20 protein-coding genes and 2 pseudogenes are annotated in these 25,064 nt (G+C 66.3%); 13 read left to right on the top strand and 9 right to left on the bottom strand.

Annotated elements, in window-relative coordinates:
- From STH_RS06615 to STH_RS06605, 4 genes are all read left to right on the top strand, one after another.
- The gene (locus tag STH_RS06615) at positions 1-2,082 is read left to right on the top strand and encodes a 3'-5' exonuclease (RefSeq protein WP_011195434.1); all 2,082 of its coding nucleotides are present in this window, start codon (positions 1-3) and stop codon (positions 2,080-2,082) included.
- A gap of 3 nt (positions 2,083-2,085) precedes the next feature.
- Positions 2,086-2,784, top strand: coding sequence for an endonuclease III domain-containing protein (locus STH_RS17065; protein WP_011195433.1), 699 nt, complete (start codon positions 2,086-2,088; stop codon positions 2,782-2,784).
- An 18-nt stretch (positions 2,785-2,802) separates the two neighbouring features.
- Entirely contained in the window at positions 2,803-3,531 is a 729-nt protein-coding gene (locus tag STH_RS19930) for a WYL domain-containing protein (RefSeq protein ID WP_083765989.1), read from the top strand.
- 421 nt (positions 3,532-3,952) lie between these two features.
- The gene (locus tag STH_RS06605) at positions 3,953-4,372 is read left to right on the top strand and encodes a helix-turn-helix domain-containing protein (RefSeq protein WP_158506859.1); all 420 of its coding nucleotides are present in this window, start codon (positions 3,953-3,955) and stop codon (positions 4,370-4,372) included.
- Between the two features lie 172 nt (positions 4,373-4,544).
- On the opposite strand, the pseudogene istB reads toward STH_RS06605, so the two are convergent.
- Positions 4,545-5,261: pseudogene (istB, locus tag STH_RS06600) on the bottom strand (IS21-like element helper ATPase IstB); the annotation flags it as partial.
- Between the two features lie 3 nt (positions 5,262-5,264).
- Positions 5,265-6,791, bottom strand: a pseudogene (istA, locus tag STH_RS06595) (IS21 family transposase).
- Positions 6,792-7,077: 286 nt separating this feature from the next.
- Between istA and STH_RS19215 the strand changes: the two are divergent.
- The 3 genes from STH_RS19215 (at position 7,078) to STH_RS06585 (ending at position 10,464) form a co-directional block, all read left to right on the top strand.
- Positions 7,078-7,218, top strand: a complete 141-nt coding sequence (locus STH_RS19215) for a hypothetical protein (protein ID WP_207635393.1) — start codon at positions 7,078-7,080, stop codon at positions 7,216-7,218.
- Between the two features lie 332 nt (positions 7,219-7,550).
- On the top strand, positions 7,551-8,672 hold the full coding sequence (locus STH_RS17060; RefSeq protein ID WP_148205508.1) for a hypothetical protein: 1,122 nt from the start codon (positions 7,551-7,553) through the stop codon (positions 8,670-8,672).
- Between the two features lie 298 nt (positions 8,673-8,970).
- The gene (locus tag STH_RS06585; protein WP_148205507.1) at positions 8,971-10,464 is read left to right on the top strand and encodes a restriction endonuclease-like protein; all 1,494 of its coding nucleotides are present in this window, start codon (positions 8,971-8,973) and stop codon (positions 10,462-10,464) included.
- Here the strand turns inward: STH_RS06585 and STH_RS06580 are convergent.
- Positions 10,410-12,068 carry a transposase gene (locus STH_RS06580; RefSeq protein WP_011195423.1) on the bottom strand — a complete coding sequence of 553 codons (1,659 nt, stop codon included), beginning with the start codon at positions 12,066-12,068 and terminating at the stop codon, positions 10,410-10,412. The genes STH_RS06585 and STH_RS06580 overlap by 55 nt on opposite strands.
- Before the next feature lie 738 nt (positions 12,069-12,806).
- On the opposite strand from STH_RS06580, the gene STH_RS19925 reads away from it, so the two are divergent.
- On the top strand, positions 12,807-12,992 hold the full coding sequence (locus STH_RS19925) for a DUF6884 domain-containing protein (protein ID WP_420834789.1): 186 nt from the start codon (positions 12,807-12,809) through the stop codon (positions 12,990-12,992).
- 295 nt (positions 12,993-13,287) lie between these two features.
- Here STH_RS19925 and STH_RS06570 read toward each other — a convergent pair whose 3' ends face one another.
- Complete coding sequence (locus STH_RS06570) at positions 13,288-13,698, bottom strand: hypothetical protein (RefSeq protein WP_011195419.1); 411 nt, start codon at positions 13,696-13,698, stop codon at positions 13,288-13,290.
- A 412-nt stretch (positions 13,699-14,110) separates the two neighbouring features.
- On the opposite strand from STH_RS06570, the gene STH_RS06565 reads away from it, so the two are divergent.
- Genes STH_RS06565 through STH_RS19330 form a run of 5 tightly spaced genes read left to right on the top strand, consistent with a single transcriptional unit; the run spans position 14,111 to position 19,832 of the window.
- On the top strand, positions 14,111-15,031 hold the full coding sequence (locus STH_RS06565) for a hypothetical protein (RefSeq protein WP_043713639.1): 921 nt from the start codon (positions 14,111-14,113) through the stop codon (positions 15,029-15,031).
- Positions 15,032-15,061: 30 nt separating this feature from the next.
- Positions 15,062-16,105, top strand: coding sequence for an ABC transporter substrate-binding protein (locus STH_RS06560; protein ID WP_011195417.1), 1,044 nt, complete (start codon positions 15,062-15,064; stop codon positions 16,103-16,105).
- Complete coding sequence (locus STH_RS06555; RefSeq protein ID WP_011195416.1) at positions 16,092-17,105, top strand: FecCD family ABC transporter permease; 1,014 nt, start codon at positions 16,092-16,094, stop codon at positions 17,103-17,105. The genes STH_RS06560 and STH_RS06555 overlap by 14 nt, the downstream gene beginning before the upstream one ends.
- Complete coding sequence (locus STH_RS06550; RefSeq protein WP_011195415.1) at positions 17,102-18,133, top strand: FecCD family ABC transporter permease; 1,032 nt, start codon at positions 17,102-17,104, stop codon at positions 18,131-18,133. The genes STH_RS06555 and STH_RS06550 overlap by 4 nt, the downstream gene beginning before the upstream one ends.
- 10 nt (positions 18,134-18,143) lie before the next feature.
- On the top strand, positions 18,144-19,832 hold the full coding sequence (locus STH_RS19330; protein WP_011195414.1) for an ABC transporter ATP-binding protein: 1,689 nt from the start codon (positions 18,144-18,146) through the stop codon (positions 19,830-19,832).
- A gap of 13 nt (positions 19,833-19,845) precedes the next feature.
- On the opposite strand, the gene STH_RS06535 is transcribed toward STH_RS19330, so the two are convergent.
- The 5 genes from STH_RS06535 to STH_RS06515 all read right to left on the bottom strand — a co-directional run bounded on the left by STH_RS06535 (position 19,846) and on the right by STH_RS06515 (position 25,050).
- Positions 19,846-20,046, bottom strand: coding sequence for a hypothetical protein (locus tag STH_RS06535; RefSeq protein WP_043713636.1), 201 nt, complete (start codon positions 20,044-20,046; stop codon positions 19,846-19,848).
- Positions 20,047-20,559: 513 nt separating this feature from the next.
- The gene (gene nagA / locus STH_RS06530) at positions 20,560-21,756 is read right to left on the bottom strand and encodes an N-acetylglucosamine-6-phosphate deacetylase (protein WP_011195411.1); all 1,197 of its coding nucleotides are present in this window, start codon (positions 21,754-21,756) and stop codon (positions 20,560-20,562) included.
- 23 nt (positions 21,757-21,779) lie between these two features.
- Positions 21,780-22,901 (bottom strand): SIS domain-containing protein, encoded by a 1,122-nt coding sequence (locus STH_RS06525; RefSeq protein ID WP_043713634.1) that lies wholly within the window; start codon positions 22,899-22,901, stop codon positions 21,780-21,782.
- A gap of 67 nt (positions 22,902-22,968) precedes the next feature.
- Positions 22,969-24,546 carry a PTS system mannose/fructose/sorbose family transporter subunit IID gene (locus STH_RS06520; RefSeq protein WP_043713630.1) on the bottom strand — a complete coding sequence of 526 codons (1,578 nt, stop codon included), beginning with the start codon at positions 24,544-24,546 and terminating at the stop codon, positions 22,969-22,971.
- Positions 24,547-24,615: 69 nt separating this feature from the next.
- Positions 24,616-25,050 carry a PTS sugar transporter subunit IIA gene (locus STH_RS06515; protein ID WP_011195408.1) on the bottom strand — a complete coding sequence of 145 codons (435 nt, stop codon included), beginning with the start codon at positions 25,048-25,050 and terminating at the stop codon, positions 24,616-24,618.
- Positions 25,051-25,064: the final 14 nt, after the last annotated feature.

Below are 25,064 nucleotides of genomic sequence, written 5' to 3'. Positions count from 1 at the left end.
ATGGCGCTTGCCAGGGACATGAACATCAAGCCCTCGTGCTTGGCCGAGCTACGCGCGCTGCCCGCGCACATGGCCAGCCAGGTATGGGAGAAGATCGACTTCCTGTGCCAGGATCCGCTGCCGGACGGCCACAGCAAGAAGAAGCTCGGAAAGTGGCCCGACGTGTATCGGCTCCGCATCGGCGACTACCGGCTGTTCTATAGCTTCGGCACCACCTGGATTCGGCTGCTCGGCATCCGGCACCGCCGTGAGGCCTACAGGCGGGATGTGGCGTACGAGGAGCCGACGTTCATGCCGGAGACGATCGAAGATCCTGACCTGGACGAGCTGTTGTTCCAGGGTGCGGGGAGCCGCCCCGCCTGGACGCCTGGGCAGGAGGCCACTCCACGGGAGTTGCCGCGGCCCATCACCGCCGAGTGGCTGGACTCCCTGGGCGTGCCGCCGGAGGCCCAGCCGGCGCTCCTGGCCTGCCGGACAGAGGACGACCTGCTAAACGCGGAGGTGGACCCACGTTACATCGAGCGGGTGGTCGAGAACCTGTTCCCGCGCCCCATCGACGAGGTCATGCAGCAGCCCGACCTGGCCGTCTTCAGCACGAAGGACCTGGACCGGTACCACAAGGACGACCTCATCGGGTTCCTGCTCCGGCTCGACCCCTCGCAGGAGCGTCTGGTGGACTGGGCCCTGGAGGGCCCGGTGCTCATCAAGGGGGGGCCGGGCACGGGCAAGTCAACGGTGGCACTTTACCGGGTGCAGCGGCTCATCGAGCACAGACTGAAAACCGGCCGACAGACGCCCCGAATCCTCTTCACCACCTACACCCCTGCCCTGGCGCGGTTCTCGGAGCAGCTACTGGAGAGCCTGCTGGGCGAGAACCGCAACCTAGTGACAGTGCGGACGTCCGACGGCGTGGCCGAGGACATCGTATCCCGGCTGGAGCCGGTGCGGGTGGTAACCGACCGCCAGGACCTGGAGGCCCGGATCGCGCGCCTCATGGATCGGCATCAGGACCACCTGCCCGAGTCGGTCCGCCGGCTGCGGCCGGACTATGTGCTGGATGAGATAGAGTGGATCATCGACGGACGCAACCTCAAGAGTCTGGACGAGTACCTGGCCGCCAGCCGGACGGGCCGAGGCATCGCCCTGGGCGAGGCAGCCCGTCGAGCCGTGTGGGAGCTCTACACCGCTTTCTGCACGGAACTGGAGCGGGACGGACTGTGTTCCCCGTCCCGGCTGAGGGTCCGGGCCCTGGAGCATGTGCGGGCCGGCCGCGGCGGCCAGCGCTATGACGCGGTGGTCATCGACGAGGCGCAGGACCTCACCCCCGCCATGCTCTCCCTGCTGGTGGAACTGGCGGAGTCCGAGCGAGGGATCTACGTTACCGCCGACCCGTCCCAGTCCATCTACTTCCGCGGGTTCAGCTGGCAGCTGGTCCACCAGCGGCTACGTTTCCGCGGCCGGGCCAAGCTGCTCCGGCGCAACTACCGCTCTACACGGGAGATCGCCGAGGTCGCCCGCGCCTTCCTGGAGAAGAGCGGGGCGGGTGACCCGGAGTCGCTGCAGACCGACTCGCCCGTGACGGGGCCGGCGCCCGTACTGGCCACGTACGAGAGCGAAGCCGAGCAGTGGGAGCAGGCGGCCGACTTCATTCGGCAGATGACCCGGTACGTGCGCATGAACCATGGGGCCGCCGCGGTGCTGGTCCCCTCCTCCTCCGTGGGTCAGCAGGCCGAGGAAGGGCTCACCCGGGCCGGGCTGAAGGCCCGGTTCATGCGCGGCTCCCAGCTCGACCTGAAGACAGACGCGGTGAAGGTGCTGACGCTGCAGGCGGCCAAAGGACTGGAGTTCCCCGTGGTGGTGATCGCCGGGCTGTCGGCCCGGTACTTCCCCCGCCTGCCCGCCGACATGGACCCGGAGGAGCGGGACGAGGAGATGCAGACCGCCCGCCGCACGCTGTACGTGGGGATGACCCGGGCCATGCGTTGCCTGGTGATCCTGCACCCGCGTCGGGCTCCTTCCCCCCTCATCGCCGAGCTGGAGGGACCCCACTGGACACTGGCGGGGCAGCAGGCGGAGGGATGATCCGTGGACTGGGAAGGGCTAAGCCGAGCGCTGGCGGCGCGGTATGGCAGTCCCCGGCACGGCAACCCCACCGACCCGACCGACTGCCTGTTCTACCTGATGCTGAGCCGCAAGACCCCAATCCGGACAGCGGCGAGGGTCTATAAGCGGCTCCGCGCCACCGTACGTGGCTGGGACGGCCTGCTCGGGCTGACGCAGGTGGAGCTCGTCCGGCTGCTCTGGGGGAGCGGGTTGGAGGAGATCAGAGCTGGCCACCTGCTGGCGGTGGCCGGCCTGCTGCGCGACCGCTTCGGTGCCGTCACCCTTGAACCGCTCCGGCAGTGGCCGGATGACGAGTGCCTGGCGTTCCTCATGTCGCTCCCCGGCATGGGGATGAAGACGGCCTTGTGCGTGATGCTCTACGGCCTGGACCGGCCGGTGTTCCCGGCGGACGCCCACTGCATCCGGGTGCTAAAGCGCATGGGCGTCATCGACGCCCGGCTGGCCCACCGCCCCGCACAGCGAGAGCTGGCCCGCATCGTCCCGGGCCACCTGGGGTACGTGCTGCACGTGAACCTGGTGGCCCACGGTCAGCAGATCTGCACGGCCCGCTGCCCCAGATGTGCGGAGTGCGTGGTGGCCAACTACTGCCTGTTGGGAGAGGCCGCCCAGCAGGCCGCGGAAGGTCAGCTGCCTTATGGTGAATCTCTGCGGCGGACTTGACAGGACATTACTTCGGGGATGAGGGCCATGGCGATCTATCGAAAGTGCAAGTACTGCGGGGCACCACTGAGCCTGCGTGAGATGCCGGCTGGGCAGTGGGTTGCATTTGACTTCGGAACCGATATCGTACACCAGTGCAGGTTAGCAGAGGCGCAGGTGGCCAAGGCGGACGCGATGGCATGGCCAAGCTCGAATGACCGATCGAAGGCAGGGTCCAGGCCTCGCTCGGGCGCTAGCACAAGATCGCAAGCGTCGACGAGGAATCGCTCACGCCGATCCGCCGCCAAGGCCCTCACGGCAGACGCCCGTGAGCTTGCGACCGAGTACACCGCCATTCTCCGGCTCTTGGAGAGAGCCATCGCAGAGCGACGTTGCGTCTGGATGCGCTATTACACGGCCTATCGGCAGGACGTCACGGAGCGGGTAGTGGAGCCCACCTCGCTAACCCCGGCCGGTTCAGGGTACATTCTGGAAGCGTACTGCCATTTTCGTGGCGAGTATCGCAGTTTTGCGGTTGGCAACATTCGGCGGGCGCAGCTCCTGAACGAAACCTTCACGCCACGGCCCAGGGCAAGAGGCACGCCAGAACCCCATTACACCGGTCCGCCTGCCAACCGAGAACGGGGTCAATTGGCGGAGCGACCTACTGAAGAAAAAGCGGCAGCTTCCGCTGCCGTATGTGGATGCCTCCTACCCATCCTTATCGCTCTGTTGGTGCTCATCCTGACTGCGCTGCTCGTCGCTTGATTCTCGCTGAGGCACTCTTTCCACGGCTTCGACCCCCGCTCCTCGGGTGTAGGCCAGGCCTCCCCGTTCACCGGGCCAAGGTCGCCTGGAGCCTGGCCACGGAGCAAAGCAACCCTCCATGAATATGACATGGAACATGACGTGGAGAGCCTAGCACTGCAGCGATCTAAGTACCAGCGGCAGCCCTTTACTAACATTATCCGGTAGCGTGCGTTCAGTCGCAGTGGCAAGTGAAACCCCTGGGCAAGGACACCAACCGGACGCATTCTAATGCCATGATCCTCGGGGTCTGCTCGTCGGGTGTTAGCGGCAGTGTTAAAATCCCCAATATCGGCAAGATAAAATTCCCCACCCCTAGAACATATCGGGCATCTCAACCTGGCCAGTTGGAGGTGCCTGTATGTTAAGGAGTGGGGAAACTTTGGAAATCAGGCAGATGTATGCGGCCGGTTTGTCCATCTCTGAGATCGCCCGCCGCACCGGAAGGGACCGCAAGACCATCCGTAAGTGGCTACGCACAAACGCCATGCCCAAGCCGGCGAAGCGTAAGCGCTCCAGCATGTTAGACCAGCACAAGGCGTTCATTCTGGAGCAGATGCAGAAGGGTGTCACAAACGCATCAAAGATGCTCTATCTACTGCAGCAGCGGGGCTTCAAAGGCAAGATTCGGATTGTCCGGGCATTCATGGCGCCTTATCGGCCCATGGCCAAGGCTGCGGCTACCGTGCGGTTCGAAACACCGCCGGGAAAGCAGGCGCAGGTGGACTGGGCCGACTTTGGGTACATCGAGGTAGACGGTCGCCGGCTCAAGCTCTACTGCTTCATCATGGTTTGTGTTTGATCAAGTGCGTATTCCGGTCAAATCGACCAGTGATTCCGGTTCAAGCCGACCACCGGTTCTGATCCAAGTCGACCGCCGTTTCCGATTTCATCCGGCCAGCGCGGTGGCACTGAGGGGATGGAGCGAAGTGGCGATGGCTGGGCAGCGCTAGCCCATGGTGGAGGTTCGCTATCTTCCGCATGGATTCCCCCTTCAGGTTCAGTTTGTGCGCACCATGTACCAGGCGGTCCAGGATCGCATCGGCTACGGTAGCGTCGCCGATCACACTGTGCCACGTTTCGATCGGCAACTGCGAGGCAATCACTGTCGACCGTGCCTGTGTACGATCATCGATGACTTCGAGAAGGTCTCGGGATTCCGCCACAGAGATGGGAGCGAGACCCCAGTCGTCCAGGATCAGTACATCGGTCCGGGCCAGGGTGTTGAGGATGCGGCGAAGGGAGCCATCAACCCGAGCGGTAGCCAGCTCGGCAAGGAGTCGCGGCACTCGGTAGTAGCGAACGGTGTAGCCGTGCCGGCAGGCGGCGTTGCCCAGGGCGCACGCGATAAACGTTTTCCCCACACCGGTGGGTCCAGCAATCAGGATGTGCTGGCCGTACTCGACCCACTGGCATGCGGCGAGGCTCCGCATGACGGTTCGGTCCAGGCCGCGCGGATGCTGGTAGTCAACATCTTCCATGCATGCGGCCACGCGGAATTTCGCCTCTTTGAGAAGCCGAGCCAGGCGCCGGTTTTGCCGGTCGAGCCATTCCTGATCCACGAGGAGTTCCAGACGTTCCTCGAACGACAGGGACTGGAGTTCAGGTTGCTGCTGTTGGCGCACCAGGGCGTCAGCCATGCCGCGAAGCCGCATTTCCCGAAGCCTTTCAATCGTCGTCTGCAAGGGCATTCGTTACGGCCCTCCCCCTGCGTAATAGTCGGGGCCCCGCAGATTGGGATGCACCGGAGTGGCTTGGTTGTCCGGCGGGCCAGGCAGCGGCGCTTGATCCAGGTTATGGGCCAGGATGGACTTCACACTGCTGTAGCTGAACGTCCGGGCCGCACATGCCCGGGCGGCGGCCGCTTCGAGACGGTCGGAGCCATACTTCCTGGCCAGGTGGATGATGCCAAGGCACGACCGGAAGCCCTGCTCCGGATGCGGCTTCTCCTCCAGGATCGTCACCACCAACTGCGCCGTGTGGGGTCCGACCGATTCCGCCCAACGCCGCAACTTGGACGGGGTCCATTCCCGATGCCGGCGGTGGGAGGCTGGCATGTGCTGAATCTGGGTGACGGACCGTCCACGGCCGGTCGCCCGTGAATGGCAGGCCACTCGTTTTCCCCGGTGCAAGATTTCCACCAGGCCGTCCGTGAGGCGGATATCCACCGTCTCCCCAACCAACGGGTACGGGACACTGTAGTAGTTGCGGTCGACCTCGACATGGTAGTCGAGATTGACCTTGGCTTTCCGCCACTCAGCAAACTCATAACGCTGCGGCGGTAAAGGGCGCAACGCCGGCTTGTCCAGCGTTTCGTACAGGCTCCGGCGCGTTCCTTCGACTTTTTTGGAACGGTCGGTCGTTGAGTCTGGCCACGGCCTCTCGAATTGCCCGGTTCGCGTCGTGAAGACTGAAAAAGGTGTGGTTCCGCAGGGCGGCAAGAATCCAGCGCTCCACCACCAGGACCGCGTTTTCGACTTTCGCCTTATCCCTGGGGCTGCGGGGTCTTGCCGGAATGACCGCAGCGCCGTAATGGGCCGCCATTTCCTGATAAGCTGGGTTGAGATCCGGTTCGTAACGGCAGGCGCGGGTGACGCCGGCCTTCGGATTGTCCGGCACGATGATCTCTGGAACGCCACCGAAGAACTCCAGGGCCTCGCAGTGGGCTTTGATCCAGGAACGCAGGTCCTGAGCCGGGTAGGCCTTGGCAAAGGTATAATTGCTGGCCGGCAGAACGGCAATAAAGATCGAAGCCTGCCAAACCTTTCCCGTCTCGCGGTCATGAATGGGCACGGTATCGCCGGCGAAATCCACCTGCATCTGCTCACCTGCCCGATGCGGTTGCCGGAGAACGACATCGAGCTTGGAACGCCACTGCCGGTATCGCTGGCAGAACTGGCTGTACTGCAGCCCATCCGGATGATTCTGCTTGTATTCCCACCACAGGAGCTACAGGGTAACCCCTTTTCGGGCCAGTTCCCGGTGGATGTAGGCCATGTCTGGCAAGGGCCGCTCTACTTGCCCTTGGGGGTTTCCTGGGTAAAGCTTGGCCTCAAGTTCTGCGTCGTCGATGTTCGGCAGCGGCCAGGAAAGGCCGGAGCATTCAAACCGCCGAAGCATGTCCAGCACGGTGCTGTGCGAGATCGAGAGGCTCCGGGCAATCTGCCGGGCGGAGAGCCCGACCTCCCACTTCAAGCGAAGATCTCTCTGATCTTGCGCATCGACAACCTCCGATTTGCCAAGGCTTGCCCACGTCCTCTCGTGTGGAGATGTTATCCACAATTCGGGAGGAGCCGGCAAAACCCTGTAATGGTCGACCATGCCGCTTCGCTCTAGGATTCGAGCCGGTCGATTTGGGCCGGAATGGGCGGTCGACTATCCCCGCAAACGGTGGTCGATTTCATCCGTAATAAGTGGACGGATTCGACCGGAATGAGTGGTCGAATCCGTCCGGAATACGCAAGGGCGGGCCGCACATTTGTTGCTTCATCCGTCATGGAGGCCAGGGTGTCCGCCCTGGAACGAACGGTGACCCAGCACGACAAACGGATCGGCACACTGGACAGACTGCAGACGACCACCGAGGCCACCGACGCTGCCATGCAGCAGGACATCGGCGAGGCGAAAGAGGCGGCCCAGCACTTGTGACCACTTCCGCTCCGCCCAACTTGCAACCACGTCGCCGCACCATCAAGACACCTCCCCCATGATCACCGAACGCCGCCCCGCCTTACTAGGGTCTGCGGAAAATGCTACTGTATAAATCGAAACACCAAACCACGTTCATGGGTGTTCGATGCCCGTTTGAACGGGTTAGTTCATGTGTCATGGGACACCCAAGATCTCCCAGTCCTCGATTTTCTTCGAAGACGGGTCGACCCCAAGAGGGCTTGCCCTCCGCCGATGAGTTGCAATTGATGGTTTTGTCCGCTAGCATGAAATTGCGGGTCTAATGCTTTGGCGAATGGAGGGAGATGGGAGTGCGAGCGAGGCTCGTTTCAGGAATGTTGGCGCTGCTACTACTGATCGGCGGATGTGGTCAGGTAGATGCTGCTGGGCTTGTGGAGGAGTACCTGACAGCCCTCACCATCGGCGACTTTGACCGGGCTGCTCAACTCAGCACGGAGGCGTTGGTTGAACTGAACGGCGATGACAGTGCTGAAGCCCGGTTTGTCCAGACCTATTTGGCGCAGGTTCGTTTTACTGTGCGTGAGGCGCAAAAAGAGGACGACGACCGCTATCGTGTGCCGGTAGAACTAATCGCACCAGACCTAAGGCCGATTGTGGGCCGTGTCTTGGCGAATCTTCTCGGCGAGGCATTTGCCAGTGCGTTCATGCTTACACCTTTGGATGAGAAAACTATGACACAACGCCTGGTCGATTCCCTAACCGCAGAGATCACCAGATCAGATGCGTCAACCATTACCGTCGAGCGCACAGTCATGGTGGAAAGAATCGACGGGCAGTGGAAGGTCACCACGCCGGTGTTCGCCGAAAGCGGCCTCTTGGACATTTTCGATGACGGTTTTCTGGCGAACAGTTATGCCGAGGAAAGCAGGGCCCGCCGGGCCGAGAGTTTGCGTAGGCGCATCGCAGCAATCGAGGAGCAGCTCACAGAGCTGCGGCGGGACAGGGAGTTTGCCGAACAGTCTCGGTCTAAGTTGAGTAAGTTCGTCGTGTCCAACGCCAAGTTCTACTGGGCAGTTGACGGGTGGTGGGAGGAACCTGTCATCGAACTCACTGTCCAGAACAACACCGAGTTCCCAGTAGCGCGAGCCTATTTCCATGGCCGCCTCGTGTCCCCGGGTAGATCCGTCCCGTGGGTCGAGGAAGATTTCAACTACGCCATTCCCGGAGGTATTGAACCCGGTGAAATCCAGACGTGGAAGTTGGTTGCGAACTCTTTCAGCACTTGGGGTTCGGCTCCAAGAGATCGGGACGACTTGATCCTGGAGGTCGAAGTCACAAGGCTTGACGGGCCAAACGATCAGGTCCTGTTAGATGCCGAGTTTCCCGATTACAAGGCAGAGTGGTTAGCAGACCTGGAAGCGGACTTGGCGGAGCTTCAGGAAGAACTGCGTGCCCTTAGAACCGAGGAGTGAATAATCATCCCCGGCTCAAAGGTTGGAGTCCAACCTCGTGGTGCTAAAGCAGCGACTGCATTAGCAGTGGCCATTTGGAAACTCCTAGTGGTGTCACCATCAACAGGCGACGTCCCAGCCGCCGCTGATCGACCTGCGTGGTGATCCCGCTCTCGACCCCGCGCTCCCACCAGTCCAACTGCTGGAGGGTGCCGAGTACCGTTACGCGTTCCAACCGGAGGACGGTTTCGACCTTCCCATCCGGGTGGAGCCGAGGGAGCTTTTCTCTCCCGACTCGGCCGATTGGCGAACCGGCAGGATGCGCCCCGGGCTTTACACCGGCACACTGACGATCGTGGTGCTGTCCGGCGGAAGGCAGCTTGGTACGGCCCTCGTCGAGGTTCGGTCTCTCAAACTCGACTATCTGAATGAGTATCGTTGGATGCTGGAGCAAATTGCGGACAGCATGGCAGAGCTGATCATGGAGCGGTTCGCGCCGACCGAGCAGCGTTTTCGCTTCGATCAGACCGCAGAGGCCACGACGTTGTACACCCGCTTTGCCATGCTGAAGTGGCTCTTCTCCGGGGAAGCCTTCGAGGCAGCGATTCACCAAATCCTGGCTCAACCCCACCGGGCATGGTCCGAGGAAACGGAGTGGCGGAAACCCGGCCAGCCCATCCGGGCATGTGCGCGCGTGACAAGGAGTCTGGCACGACCAGGCCCACGCGAGTACGGCGATACACCCCTGCCCTTCACAGCCCTACCTAAGCATATTGCTGTCCCTCGGACGGAGGAGACGCTCGACACGCCAGAGAACCGCTTCATCAAGTTCATCCTTTCGGGTTGGCGAAATTTCACCGAGGAAGTTGAGCAGGCGCTCCTCTGCGCTCCCCCCTCCGCCCCCGTACAGAGGGGACTTCTGGAGGTCAAGGCAGTTCGCGAACAGCTGCAGACGATCCTATCGGCCGGCCTGTTCCACGAAGTGGGGGATCTCACATTTCTCCCGACGGGCAGCCAAGTGCTTCAGAAGCGATCAGGCTACCGCGACCTTTATCGGGCCTACCTCCAGTTTGAAGCTGCAGCCCTCCTCACGTGGGACGGCGGTGAGGACGTGTATGGGGCTGGTAAGCGGGACGTAGCGACGTTGTACGAGTACTGGGTGTTCCTCCAACTGGTGAAGGTGATGGAGCGCCTGTGTGGGAAGGAGTTTCACCTCAGTCAGTTAGTTGAAGTAAGGCCGGACGGGATGGGGGTTGCTTTGCGACGTGGCAGGGCACGAGCCATCAAGGGAACCGTCCAGCGCCTCGGTCGTACGCTCCAGGTCGAGCTTTGGTTCAACCGTTCCTTTGGACATCGCACGGGAAACCAGGGATCCTGGACCCGCCCCATGCGCCCGGACTACTCCATCCGGATCAAACCGGATATGACCTACGGCGAACCCGATGAAGTCTGGATCCATTTTGATGCCAAGTATAGGGTGGAGAGTGTCACCGAACTCTTTGGCGAGGACCCCCGCACCGAAGAAGAGGAAGGTCGGTTACTGGATGAAGAACAGACGGCAGAGTCCCGCCAGTTGGCCAGACGCGCCGACCTTCTGAAGATGCACGCGTACCGGGACGCGATACGCCGATCAGCCGGGGCCTACGTGATCTACCCGGGTACGGAACGAGAGCTGCTACCCAGGTTCCATGAACTCCTTCCCGGACTCGGCGCTTTTGCCCTGAGACCGACCAAGGACGGGCAAGGTACCGGTCTAGCTCAAGTTTCACGCGAACAACTCGACATTCGTGGTGTTAAAAGGGCGTATGGGTAGGGAGTGGCCCGGTTCAGGGTAATCTCAGCTCCAGCCAGGGGAGTACCCCGGCTGAACACCAACCGCAGCGTGTCGCCGAGGCACCGAATGGTTGCTCGGCACCGGGCCGCTACTCGTACCAAGAGTCGACTCCCCGCCTCGGCCAGTTTGGGCGAGTTCGTGCTCAGAAACCGCCAAGCCCAGCGCACCAGGTTGAAGGCGAACAAGACCAGCTGCGTGAAGGCGGCGTTGGCCTCATACTTCCGCAGCCGAGGAGTACCAAAGTGGAACGTGCCCTTCCACTCCTGGAACCCGGCTTCGATGGTCTGCCGTCCATGGTAGAGCTTGACGACCTCTGTCGTGGTGAGCTCCTCAGGCTGGAGCGTAGTCAGGATGACGCTGCGGACCTCCCGGCCATCGGCGTCCCAGCGGCGCATGGCGACCAGTCGCACCGGATACGGTGCGAGCAAAGTGGGGCCAGGTACGGTAACGGCTTCGGAGGCAAACCGGTTCTTCTCGACTTCAACCCAGTTCTCTGCCGGTACAGCGTCGAAGAGGTGCTTGTAGGCGACGTTGCTCCCGGAGTAGGACTTGATGGTGAACTCATACCCCAGTTCCAGCAGGCGCTGGATCACTTCCGGCGTGCCAAAGGCGCTGTCAGCTCGCAGCAGAATACGGAGGGGAGCCAGGTTCGTCCGATTCTCCTGCCGGTACTGCCGGAGTCGCTGGTTCACTTCACGGAGGTGCTGAACCTCCTCCTGGAACTCACGCTGCAGCTTCTGCTTCCGGCGGGCGCTGCCCTTGCCTGATACCGTCTGCAGTTGCTGATACAGCTGCCTGACCCGAGCCTTCTGCTGAGCCAGGCATGCCTCGACCCATTCGACTCGCCGCAGGGGACGACCAATCCGGGCTTCGATCCTGGGAATCAGTTCGAGCAGGCAGGCGCCGGAACGGCTGTTGGCCTTGCCGGACTTGAGAAGGCCGTCGATGGCAAAGCGCTGCTGCTTCCCGCTGAGGAAGGCCGCTGCGATCTGATAGCCTCGGGCCAACTTCCCCTGGATGTAGCCGAAGTCGGTACCGGTGTACTGCCTGGTCTCGCCCCGAACCTTCTGGCCGGTGAGGTCAATGTCGACGATGACCATTCCGGAGCGGTCTGGACCTGCTACGGCAGCCACCTCCTGCTGAAGCAGCGGGGCCTGGATCTCAGCGAGTGCGTCGGAAAGCTGCTGAACGTTCTCCTCCGTCAGCTTGCTGAAGGTCGCACAGACGGTGGAAAAGTGAGCAAAGCGTTCCTGCCCCCAGGCTTGAGCTACGGCAGGGTCGGCGACCAGCGGCTCAGGGTCGAAGTTGAGATCCTTCATGTAGCGATAGTTGCCGAGAATGGCAACCAACGCCTCGACCACCTTGTCAACCGGCGTGTGGGCGTAGGTCTTCTGCTTGATGCGCAGGTGCCGATTCAGGATCTCAACCAGGTTGAGCCTTTGAGCTACCCAGCCAAGAGCGACGAGAAAACCATGTCGGGTGGTGGACTTGATGGCTTGCGCAGCGATGTTGGGTGTCGTACCATGAGACTGCATCAGTCGAACCTCCACATGGTGGATTGGGAGCGGCCACACTCCCACCATGTATCATTGGTTCTGACTGATGCTTTTTCAATGGGTTTCCATTGCACGAAGTCCGGGTTATTCACGCGAAACTTGAGCTAGAGGGGCTGTTCGAGTTTCTCGATGACGTCTTGACGCATGTGGCAACGCAGACGACACAACACGAACGACTGCGCTTCTGGCTGCGGGAATCGACGCGGAGCGCCTATGATGCACCGAGCCATCCGGCCGTCCCGTTTCTCTCCAAGCCCCCTGCGGATACGGTTGTTTTGTTGGGCTACGTTCGAAGCCCGGAACATCTCCGTTGGATCCATGAGCAACGCCTGTACAACATGCGGACTGGTGGACGACGAGGCAGCGTACTGCCGGGTTCCCGGGTGTTGTCCGCGGAGTTGGTGGTCCTGTATGGGCCACATATGAGGACAGCTGAGATGTGGAGGGTTGCAGGAACGCCCCTGATGCTGAGCGAGGAAGAGGTGCGGGAGCTCCATTATCCAACCCCGCGCGGACGTTACGTATGCCTTCCCTTGGAACCGCTTCCGTCGGTCGAGTTGCTGCAGAAGATGTCCAGCGACCACGTGAGAAGGGTAAAGGAAAGGCTGAGTCCGACGTCGTACCCCGGGGAACCCGTTGCGGTGACCTGGTTCGAGTTGCTCCAGTAAGCGCAGACACCCCTGCCTCTGCTGACCCAGAGGCAGGGGTACTTATCCAGCGTTTCGCTACTCTACTCGTTCGGGGGACTGTGGCCATGACACGCGAATCCCGCTGCTCGGCTGCACCAAGTTGAAAACCAGCTACCCCGCGCCAGCCAAGGAGCTTGACTCAGTTTCTCCGCTTTTCCGGAAGGCCCTGGCCTACGTACAGCACGACGCAGAGGACATCTACGTGCTCTCCGCCAAATACGGCCTCGTAACCCTGGACCAACCGCTCGAACCCTACGAGTGAACGCTGAAAACGATGTCCGTCGCCGAACGTCGAGACTGGGCCAACGCAGTGTTCGTGCAACTCCTTGGTCGATACGGAAAGACCTCTCGGAGCTAACGTTCGAGTTTCATATGGGCCGGGAATACCGGCAGCACCTTATTCCGTTGCTAGATCAGGTCGGTGCACACTGTACCTGCCCGGTGGCGGGGTTGCCCATCGCTGAACGGCTCCACTTCTACGGACAGGGATGTCCACCTCTGGTGTAGACCGCAGTCACGTCACCACTAAGCAGGCCCTTCGCCCTCCGCGTGCGGCGCTACTCCCCCACATCCTCCTCCGCCGTCTCCGCCTCCCTCGCCGGATCCCCGTACCGCGGCCGCTGCTCCACCCGCAGCTTCTCCCAGTCCGCGTTTCTATACGCCCGCAGCGTGTAGGCCGTCTGCTCGTCAAACCCCGCCGGGCTCCGCGAGTAGATCAGCGGCCGGATCTCCACGTGCCAGCCCTCCAGCGGCCCCAGATCCGCGATCGCTGCCCGCTGCTCGGCCGTCTCCGCAAAGAAGATCGCCACCCCGCCGGGCCGTCCGATGAAGTGGTCGTGGAAGACCGCCAACCCCCGGCGCTCGTCGGCCACGTAGGCGTTCAGCAGCCGGTTCGCCTCCGCCGGCGAGCCCCCCTCCGGGGCCAGCGCATACACCAGGAAACAGCGCGGGTTCCTGATGTGCTGCATTTCCTCTCCCTCCCCTGACACCCATCCTACGGCCACTATGCGGAATTTTCAACACGCAACATCCCGAATGTGCCGATCGCGCAGTACCAGCTGCCCTCGATCCTGCCCTGTGGCCCCACCATACCCACCCACAGGAAATGCGAACAGACGCCACGGGCGCCGCAGAGCCATCCCATCCCCGACGCCCGGCCCGACTACGTTCCAGGCCGCCTGGCCATCCGCCAGGCGGCCTTTCCCGTTCCCTCCCCGTGCGGATCGGGTCTACCCCCGCCTCCCTCTGCGCACGCGAGCCAAACTTGCCTATTGACCCGCAACCAAGGGTACCGGTAGACTTCCAATGCGACTGATAATCATTCTCATGCCGGACGGGAAATCACAGCACCACCGCCCGGTCCACCCAGGAGGAGTCTGCATGCAGGACGACACCGCGCACATCCCTGGAGGTACCTGGTCTGACTCACCCCTGCGCCCTTCCCTGGAGCGGTTTGCTGCGCTACATACCCGCGCGGATGTGCGCTGGGGGCACCCCGAAGAAAGCGACGACGGGTACCGCTACGAAGCGCTGTACGACCCCGGCTTCATCGGTCGCTTCCTGGACCAGATCGCCGCCGAGTTCGCCGGTCCGCCCGCGTTCTCCGGCACCCGCCTCTTCCGGGTCGCCCACTTCCTCCCCCTCCGGCTGGCCGGCTATCTCTTCGCCGCCGAGGGGCGCGTCATCCGGCTGCGGGAGAACCTGGTCCTGCGCAATGCCGCCCACCGCCAGGGCAGCCATCCCCACGGCCATCATCCCCACGGCGGACACCCCCACGGCGGCAGGCCCCCGGGGCTGCGCGTGCTGGAGCCCCGGGCCGTGGTGCTGCCCGACGACCCCGCCGCCGGGGCGCCGGGGATCGAGACGGCGCCGGACCGCGCCGCCCTGGCAGACGCCCTCTTCGCCGAGGTCACCGCCCTGGCGGAGCCGCTCATGCGCCGCCTCCACGACCTGGGTGTGCTGCCGCCCGGCACGGGCTGGGGGATCCTACTGGACTTCCTGGCGGCCGGATTCCTGGCCGCAGGCCGGGCCGGCACCGGCCTCGATGCCGCCTGGGCGGCCTGGGAAGAGGCCATCGCCGGACGCACCTTCCCCGCCCGCCGCCTGCCCCGGCGGCTGCAGTTCACGGCGGACGGCCGCACCGACGAGATCATGGTCCACGCCCACTGCTGCCTGCGCTGCGCCCTCCCCCACATGAAGGACCGGGAGGACCGGCACTGCATCGAGTGCTACCTGGAGTCCGACGAGAACCGCATCGCCCGGCTGCTCGGGCGCCGCGCCGCCGGTGCACACGCACACTGATCCCCATCCCCCGAGAGGAGGCCCTCTTCCGTGCTGATCCGCAAGCTGATCCCGATCCGCAACTCCCGTCTGTTCCCCGTTCTCGCGCTCCTGCTCGCCGCTCTCCTCCTGGCCGGCTGTACGAACGCCTCCGGCGGGGGCGCTGCGCCCGGCGGCAGCGGAAGCAGCCCCGAGCCTGCCGAGTCCTGGAGCTTCGTGGACGACCGGGGCATCACGGTGACCCTGCCCGAGCGCCCGACCCGCGTGGTGGCGCAGTCCACGGCCGCGGCCGCGCTCTGGTCCCTGGGCGTCGAGGTGGTGGGCGTCTTCGGCCCGCAGCGGCTGCCGGACGGGAGCAACGATCCCACCGTCGGCGACGTCGACCTCAGCCGGGTGACCTCCCTGGGCGAGGCGTGGGGCGAGCTCGATCTGGAGAAGCTGGCGGCCCTGAAGCCCGACCTCATCGTCAGCATCATGTACACGCCGCCGGAGCTCTGGTACGTGTTGCCCGACGTGGAGCCGCAGGTACGGGCCATCGCCCCGACGGTGGGCATCACCGTGGGCCAGCGTTCCATCAAGGAGGCCATGCAGCGGTTCGAGGAGCTGGCCGGGGCCCTGGGTGCGGACCTGAACGCCCCGCAGGTGGCGGCGGCCCGGCAGCGGTTCGAGGAGGCCAGCGAGGAGCTGCGGGCGGCCCTGGCGGAGAAGCCCGGCCTGACGGCCATGTTCGGCGCCGGTTCCCTGGAGACGCTCTGGGTCAGCAACCCGCCCTACTACGGCGATCTCTCCTACTTCCAGGAGCTCGGCATGCAGATCCTCGTGCCCGAGAACCCGGAGTCTTACTGGGAGGCCCTGAGCTGGGAGCAGGCCCTCCGGTATCAGGCCGACGTGTTGTTCTACGACAGCCGCACTGAGGTGACGCAGCCGCCGGAGCTGGCGGCGCAGGTGCCCACCTGGTCGCACATCCCCGCGGTGAAGGCCGGGCAGGTCTACCCGTGGGTGGCCGTTCCCCCGTACAGCTGGGACGGTCTGGCGACCATCCTGGAGGACGTGGCGGCGGCGGTGCGCGAGGCGGATCCGCATGTCATCCCGTAACCCGGCGAAGGTCCATCGGCCGGCAGCCCTGCTGCTGCTGGCCGGCGTCCTTGTCCTCGTGGCGCTGTTGAGCCTGCGGGTGGGCTCGATCCCGGTCTCCACCGCCGACGCGGTGGCCGCGCTCACCCGCTACGACCCTGACAATTACAGCCAGCTCGTGGTGCGCACCATGCGCCTGCCGCGCACCGTGATCGGCCTGGGGGTGGGCGCCGCGCTGGCCGCAGCCGGGGCGGCCATGCAGGCCGCCACCCGGAACCCGCTGGCGGAGCCCTCCCTGCTGGGCGTGAACGCCGGCGCGTCCTTCGCGATCGTCGCCGCCGTCTACTTCGGCCACATGACCCACCCGCTCCAGTATCTCTGGTTCGCCTTCGCCGGCGCCCTGGGCGCCGCGGTGCTGGTCTACGCCATCGCCTCGGCCGGGGGCGGGGCATCGCCGGTGAAGCTGGCGCTGGCAGGCGTCATCGTCAGCGCCCTCCTGGGCTCGTGGACCACCGCGCTGCTGATCCTGAACAAGGAGACGCTGGAGATGGTGCGCTTCTGGCTGGCCGGCTCACTGGCCGGCCGCAGCCTGAACCTGCTCCCGCCGGTCGCCCCCTTCCTGGCGGCGGGGCTCCTGGGCGTCCTCCTGGTAGGACGGCAGCTGAACACCCTCAGCCTCGGCGAGGAAACGGCCCGGTCGCTGGGGATGCACACGGGGCGCATGCGGGCGCTGGTCGCCGTCCTGGTGATGCTGCTGGCCGGATCGGCGGTGGCGCTGGCGGGTCCCGTCGGTTTCGTGGGGCTTGCGGTGCCCCACATCGTCCGGGCGTGGATCGGCGCCGATTACCGCTGGATCCTCCCCTTCTGCCTGGTCCTGGGTCCGGCACTGCTCCTGGGTGCGGACATCCTCGGCCGGGTGATGATGCGTCCGGCGGAGGTACAGGTCGGCGTCGTGACGGCCTTGGTAGGCGCCCCTTTCCTGATCTACTTGGCGCGGCGCCGGCAGGTGGCGGAGCCATGAGCGCCCGTCGCCTTCGCCTCGTACAGGCCGGCCCCTTCGCCTTCCGGGTCGATCCGGGGATGGTCGCCCGCGTGGCCGGGGCCTGGCTGGCGCTGCTGGCCCTGGGCGCCTGGGGCCTCACCCTGGGCAGCTACCGCCTCCCCGTGATCGATGTGGTCCGTTCGCTGCTGGGCGCCGGAACCGCCGATACCCAGTTCATCGTGATGACCCTCCGGCTCCCCCGGGTACTGGCCGCCATGCTGGTGGGGCCCGCCCTGGCCATGTCCGGTGCGATCTTCCAGGGCCTCCTCCGCAACCCGCTGGTCTCGCCGGACGTGATCGGCGTCAACGCAGGAGCCTCGGTGGCAGCCGTTTACTGGATCGTGACCCACCGCCCCCCCGCCCTCTTGCCCCTGATCGCCTTCGCTGGGGCGCTGGCCGCCGCGGCCTTCGTCTACCTGCTCACCTGGCGCGGCCACATCTCGGGGGCCCGGCTGATCCTGGTGGGCATCGGCGCCAACGCCCTGCTGACGGCGGCCACCACGGCGATCTTCCTGCGGGCGGACGTCTACGAGGCGGCCTCGGCCTACCGGTGGATGACCGGCAGCCTGGCCGGCAGCGACTGGTCGGACGTGATCACCCTGGCCGTGGCCCTTGCGGTGCTGGTTCCCCCGGGGCTCGTGCTGATGTGGCCCCTGCGGGCGCTGCAGTACGGCGACCTGACGGCCCGGAGCCTGGGGCTGCCCGTGGAGGGGGTGCGCCTGGCCCTGATGGCGGTGGGATGCGGCCTGAGCGCCGCCGCCGTGTCGGTGGCGGGGCCGGTGGGCTTCGTGGCCTTCATGGTGCCCCACCTGGCCCGCATGCTGGCGGGACCGCCGGGCGGCGGCCTGTTCCTGTTCACCGGCGCCCTGGGCGGCCTGCTGCTCTTGGGCGCGGACCTGGTGGGGCAGCACGCGCTGCCGGTGAGCCTGCCGGTGGGCGTCATCACCGCCGCGCTGGGCGCCCCGTACTTCCTGTTCCTCCTCTATCGCACCAACGCACGGATGTAGGTGACCGGATATGAGCCGTCTGACCGCCGAACAGGTGACCCTCGCCTACGGATCCCACCCCGTGATCACCGGCCTGAGCCTGTGCATCCCGGACGGCGCCGTGACCACCCTCATCGGGCCCAACGGGTGCGGCAAGTCCACCCTGCTCCGGGCGCTGGCACGCCTCTTGCGCCCCCGGGGCGGGGCGGTGCTGCTGGACGGGCAGGCCATCCACCGGCTGCCCACGAAGCAGGTGGCCCGGCAGCTGGGCCTGCTCAGCCAGGAGGCCGCCGTGCCCGAGGCGCTGACGGTGGAGGAGCTGGTTGAGCGGGGGCGGTACCCCCACCAGTCCCCGCTTCAGCCGGCGACGGCCGTGGACCGGGCGGCGGTGGAGCGCGCCCTTGCCCTGGTCGGGCTGGCCGACCTCCGGGACCGGCCCGTCGACCGGCTCTCGGGCGGCCAGCGGCAGCGGGCCTGGATCGCCATGGCCCTGGCCCAGGAGACGCCGATCCTGCTGCTGGATGAGCCCACCACCTACCTGGACGTCGCCCAGCAGCAGGAGGTCCTCTCCCTGGTCCAGCAGCTGAGCCGGACCGAAGGCCGCACGGTGGTGATGGTGCTGCACGACGTGAACGAGGCCGCCCGGGCGAGCGACCACCTGGTGGCGCTGCGTGACGGTGCGGTCGTCGCGGAGGGTCCCCCCGGGGACGTCCTGCAGCCGGAGCTGCTGGAGCAGCTCTTCGGCGTGCCGTGCTATGTGGTCTGCCATCCGCGCACGGGTGCGCGCCTCTGCGTGCCCTGCGGACGTTGGACAGAGATGCTGCGGAAGGGCATCCCCGTCTCGACGGCGGAGCGGCCGCCCGGGGACTCGCCGTCCCGGGGGGCGGCGCTGCAGGCGGAAGGGCTCCGGGTGGGTTACGAGGGGCGCATCGTCGTGAACGACCTGTCCGTCTCGTTCCCGGCGGGCCGGGTGAGCGCCATCATCGGGCCGAACGGCTGCGGGAAGTCGACGCTCCTGAAGGCGCTGGCCCGCCTCCTCCCCCACGCCGGGGGAACCGCCCTCCTGGACGGGCGGCCCATCACCGCCGGCAGCCAGCGGTCCTTCGCCCGGCGGCTGGCCGTCCTGAGCCAGGGCGCCGCGGCGCCGCCGGAGGTCACGGTGGAAGAGCTGGTGGCCATGGGCCGCTTCCCCCACCAGACCTGGTACCGGCAGTGGAGCCGGGCCGACCAGGAAGCCGTGGAGCGCGCCCTGGAGGCCACCGGCCTCACGCACCTGCGGTCGCGGCCGCTGGCGAGCCTCTCCGGCGGCCAGCGGCAGCGGGCCTGGCTGGCGATGGCCCTGGCCCAGGAGACCCCGGTGCTCCTGCTGGACGAGCCGACCACCTTCCTGGACGTCGTCCACCAGGTGGAGGTGCTGGATCTGGTACGGGAGCTCAACCGGACCGACAGGAAGACGATCATCATGGTGCTGCACGACCTGTCCCAGGCGAGCCAGTACGCCGACTACCTGGTGGCCATGAAGGACGGCCGCGCCGTCGCGGCGGGCACTCCCCAGGAGGTACTGTCCTACCACCTGGTGCGGGAGGTGTTCGGCGTGGAAAGCGTGGTGATTCCGGACCCGCTGACCCGGCGCCCCCTCGTCCTGCCGGGCCGGTCTGCGGCGCCCTGCGGTGAGCCGCAACTCCTTCCCCTGCAGGCGGCGGCCCGGGACGGGGGCTGATCGGGTGGGCGCCTCACCACCGGCGGGTGAGGATTCGTGCCGGCAGCGTCACCACCGCCCAGACCAGCCGCAGGACTCCGTCCACGGCGATGCCCACGATGCGGAAGGGCAGCAGGATGAGCCACACCAGCGGGTAGAGCAGCAAGGCGACCAGGGCCACCGGCGGGGCGATCACAAGAAGCAGGAGCCACAGCAGGAAGGTGAGCACGTTCATCCCCTCCCTTGGTAGGACGGCAGGGCCGTGAAGGTCCCCGCGGACTGTCCGATCTGTTCGCCACGACGGTCGGTCCGGGGGAGACGCGCCTCCCCCACCGCCGCCCTTGCGGCGATTTCGCCTGAGGTACCCAACACGCTACTCGTGCGGTGCGCCGGGCGACCATCCGTCCCGGGGGCACCCCCGTGCACGCCCGACGCGGGCCGGGCGCGTGATCCCTGGGACCACCCCTGTTATCATTCAGTACGAGTAAAGCGCACGCCGCCCAGGTTCACCCCGAACAGCAACTCGTTCTGAAGAGACTGCACGCTGCCCGGGCACCGCTCCGACCCATACTCGATGCGAACAGACCACACGCTGACCGGCGCCGCCTCGGCCAACACTGGGTGCGAACAGATTGTACACCCCACCCACACACCCCGCGCCCACCGCCGCGCCGAACGGCGCGCACGGCTCCCGGGGACGGCGAAGGCCGGGCTGCCGCCCGGCCTGTTCCGTGTCCCCGCGAACCCCTCACCCGATCGTTTCGGCACGTCCGCCGGGGCGGCCGTCGTACACCACGTGTCCGCGGGCGATGGTCAGTATCGCTTCCAGGTCCTCGCTGAGCACCACGACGTCCGCGTCCTTGCCGGGGGCCAGCCGGCCCTTGCGATCGATCCCCAGCGCCTGCGCGGGGGTCTCCGAGGCCATGCGCAGCGCCTCCGCCACCGGGACGCCGGCGAAGCGCACCATGTTCCGCACCGCCTGGTCCAGCCGCAGGGTGCTGCCGGCCAGCGAGCCGGACTCCGTGCGGCACTCGCCGCCCTGCAGCCGCACCGGCGTGCCCTCCCAGCGGGTGTAGGTGCCATCCTCCAGGCCGGCCACGTCCACGCCGTCGGTCACCAGCACCAGCCGCTCCGGTCCCACCAGGCGGTAGGTCAGGGCCACCATCGCCGGGTGGACGTGGTGGCCGTCCACGGTGAGCTCCACGAATACGCGCGGATCCTCCAGCAGGGCGGCGGCCGCGCCGGGCCGGCGGTGCTGCAGGGCGGGCATGGCGTTGTACAGGTGCGTGGCCCTGCGCACGCCCCACCCCAGCGCCTCACGCGCCTCCTCGTAGGTGGCCGCGCTGTGGCCCAGCGACACCTGCACCCCCATCCCCGCCAGGTAGCGGATGGCCTCCCCGGCGCCGGGCAGTTCGGGGGCGATCGTCACCACCCGGAGCGCGCCCCCCGCCGCTTCCCACAGCGCCTGCACGGCGGCCGGTTCGGGCGGACGGAGATGCTGCCGCGCCTGCGACCCCGCTTTCTCCGGGTTGATGAAGGGCCCCTCCAGGTGGGCGCCCAGGATCTCCACCTGTCCCGGTCGGGGCGCACGGCTCGCCCGGGCGATGGTGTCCAGCGCCACCGCGATATCGCGCGCCGGGGCGCTGGTCGTGGTGGCCAGGCAGGCCGTCGTTCCGCCCTGTACCAGACGCGCCGAGATGACGGCCAGGGCCTCCGGAGTTCCGAGCATGAAGTTGCAGCCCATGCCTCCGTGAACGTGGGTGTCAATAAACCCCGGCGCCACGAGGCAGCCGGACACATCGATCGTCTGGGCGTACGGCGGGAGCGCCTCCCCCGGCGCCGCCAGGCCGGCGACCTCCGTCCCCTCGATCAGCAGCGTCGCCGGAACCAGCTCGCGGCCCGGCGTCAGGACCCGCCCGCCGGTGAGCGCAATCGGTCGTCCCATGGTCAGTCCTCCCCGGCGCCGCCTCAGCGGGGCAGGGCCAGGCGCGCCCGCAGATACCGGTCATCCGCCAGGCGCATGCAGTCCGGCCGCTTGCCCAGGGCCAGCGCGGTCAAGTAGGTGAACTGGTACAGCGGCAGGATGGCGAAGAGCGGGGTGAAGAGCTCCGGGATGCCCGCGGGCAGCCGCGTCACGCGCCGCGCGCCGGGGACCGCATCCGGCTCGTCGGTGATGACCCAGAGGTTGACGCCGATGTGCTGCAGCGCCTCCGCCAGTCCCTGCGCCTTCGCAAGGCCCGGCCCCCGCATGGCCAGAAGGATGACCCAGTCGCCGGGGTTGATGATGCTCCACGGCCCGTGCATCGCCTCCTCGAGCTGCCAGGCGTGTGCGGGCACCTGCGCGGACTCCTGGAGCTTCAGGCCCCCCTCCAGGGCGGTGGCGACGTTGGGGCCGTTGCCGATGAGGAAAACCTGGCTGGCGGGCAGCCGCTCGGCGACCACCTCCTCGACGAGCGGGAGGCTGTCGGCCATCACGGTGCGGGCCAGTTCCGGCGCCCGGAAAAGCGCGTGCGCCCACTCCCCGCCGGCGCCTCCGCGGTTCTCCGCCACCCGGGCGGCCAGCAGGTAATGGCGCAGGAGCGACGCCGGGTAGCTCTTGGTCTTGGGCAGCGACTTCTCCCGGCCGCCCCCGCCGAGGATGGGAAACGCCACGGCCCCGGCCAGGGCGGAGTCCGGGTAGTCGGTGAGTCCGATGGTGACCGCCCCCCGTTGGGCCGCCAGGCGTACGGCGTCCAGCGCCACCCCCGTGGAGCCCGTGTGGGAGATGGCGATGACCGCCGAACGCTCCAGCCGGCCGGGGGGATACGCAGCAAACTCGAAGGCGTTGTGGGCCGCGCCGGGAATGCCGGTCAGGGCGTGGAACGCGTACGTCCCGGCGATGCCGGAGAAGTACGAGGTGCCGCAGCCCAGGAGGTGGACGCCGTCCACCCCGGCCAGCGCCTCGGCCGCCGCGGCGATCTGCGCCTGCACCGGCGGCTCCAGGATCGTCGCCAGGGCCTCGGGGGTGGACTGCAGCCCCTCCCACATGTGGAACGGATGCTCCGTACGTTCGAAAGCCTGCCGGATGGACTCGGGGATAGCCTGGGTCATGCCCATACACCTGCCTGAAGGGAGATTGCGGGCTCCGGGACGCATCCCGGAGCCCGGCGCAGCGCGTTTAGCCCAGGACGCCCAGCGAACCCAGGACCAGGCCGGCCGCGATCAGCCCGAGCATGATGTTGGTAGTCTTCTTCTGCTTGCGCACGAACCAGAAGACGATCATCACCAGGGTCAGCGGCAGGATCCGGGGCATGATGCTGTCCAGCATGCCCTGGACCGACACCGTCGCCTCCTGGACCTTGTAGGCCAGCGGCGTGGTGACGTTGAGCCACGTGCCGGTGAGGGCGCCCACGGCCATGAGGCCGGCGATGCTGGCGCCCTCCAGGAACTGGCGCAGTCCGCCGGAGGCCAGGCGGGCGATCACGGTCTGGCCCCACTCGTAGGTCTTGTACAGGCCGTACCAGGCGCAGAACACGTGCACCGCGTTCACGGTGACGAAGAAGATGATCGGCGCCAGCGGGTTGCCGGTGACGGCCAGACCGGCGCAGATGCCGCCCATGATCGGCCGCAGGGTGCCGTGGAACATGGAGTCGCCGAGACCGGCCAGCGGCCCCATCAGGCTGCCCTTCAGGCCCTGGATGGCCTGCTCGTCGATGTCCTCGCCGTGCGCCCGCCGGGCCTCCAGGTCGGCGGTCAGGGCCAGGATCGGGCCGTGCACCCACATGTGGGTGTTGAAGAAGGTCAGGTGGCGCTTCAGGGCGTTCTTGTACTCCTCGGGCTGGTCCCGGTAGATCTTCTTCAGGAACGGGATCAGCGACCAGGTCCAGCCCAGGGCCTGCATGCGGTCGAAGCTGAAGGCCGACTGGAGGGCGAACGACCGGAAGAACAGGGTGCGCAGGTCGCCGCGGGTGATGGTGTCGCCCAGGCCCGCGGTAGCCTCGGGATCGAGTTCGGCGGCGTCCTCGTCGTTCGCCTGGCGGTAGTGCTGGATGATCAGCGCGATGAGGATGGCCAGGACGGCGATCCCGAGCACGCCCCAGCTGGTGTAGGCGGCCAGGAGGAAGCCCACGAAGAAGAAGGGAAGCATGGTCCCCGGGGCAAGGCTGTTGAGCAGCAGAGCAAAGCCCAGGGCGGGCAGCATCTTGCCGGCCACGCTGATGCCGCTGTTGAGCCACGGCGGGATGGAAGCCGCCAGCCGCTGGACGGCCGACGCACCCAGCGCGAGGGCGATGAAGGTGGGCAGGGCATAGGCCAGGAAGTGCAGGAGGTTGCCCAGGTGCATGAACATGGCGATGGAGCGGTCATCGCCCCGGTCCGCGGCCCGCTCGGCGGCGTTCACGAAGAAGCTGCTGAACGTCTTGGCGAGCACCTCGAAGAAGGAGCCGAGCAGGGCGGCCGGCACGGCGATGAGCAGGGCGGTCTCCACGCCCTGACCCGTCGCGATCGCAAAGGCCGTGCCGAGCACCGCGCCGATCGCGTAGTTGGGCGGCACCGATCCGCCGATGTCGACCGCGCCCATGAACACGAACTCCAGAGTACCGCCGACGACCAGGCCGGTGTGAAGGTCGCCCATGATCAGTCCGACCAGGGGTCCCAGGACAACGGGCCTTTCAAGGTACCAGTCACCCATAAACCGACGGGAGAAGTACGCAAAACCCGCAAGCAATGACAGCACAAGCGCGAGGCCCACTGACATGTTGGATACTCCCCCATTCCTCGTTCACGTTGGTTGACTGAGTGACAGGGTCCGGGCCACCTTCACCGCCTAATTGCCGGGTGCATCACCTCCCACCGTCGCCTCGTGGCGGACGGCCGCGCCCAGGTCCCGGATGCCGTCCCATCCGCCTCTCACGGCCATCCCCACCAGCTCCGGGAGCGTGGCCGACAGGCGGGCGAACAGGACCTCCACCAGCATGGCGAGGTTCACCCCCGAGACCAGCTCGAGATCCGCACGCTGGAGGGCGACCCCGCCGAGGACCCGCGCCGGCGTGCCGCCGGGGATGTCGACCAGCGCCAGAATTCCCTCGCTCTCACCAAGCTCCCGGAGGGCGTCCCCGACGGCGGCCTCCAGGTCCTCGACGCCCTGGCCGGGAAGAAAACTGACCGTACGCACCTGGTCCAGATCGCTGACCAGCATTCCGGCTGACTCGAGCAGAGCCTCACCGAAGCGGCCGTGTGTCACGATGAGTACACCGATCATCTGCCTTATCCACC

The organism is Symbiobacterium thermophilum IAM 14863 (assembly GCF_000009905.1).
GTDB lineage: Bacteria > Bacillota > Sulfobacillia > Symbiobacteriales > Symbiobacteriaceae > Symbiobacterium > Symbiobacterium thermophilum.
This window is presented reverse-complemented; position numbering and strand designations above follow the sequence as displayed.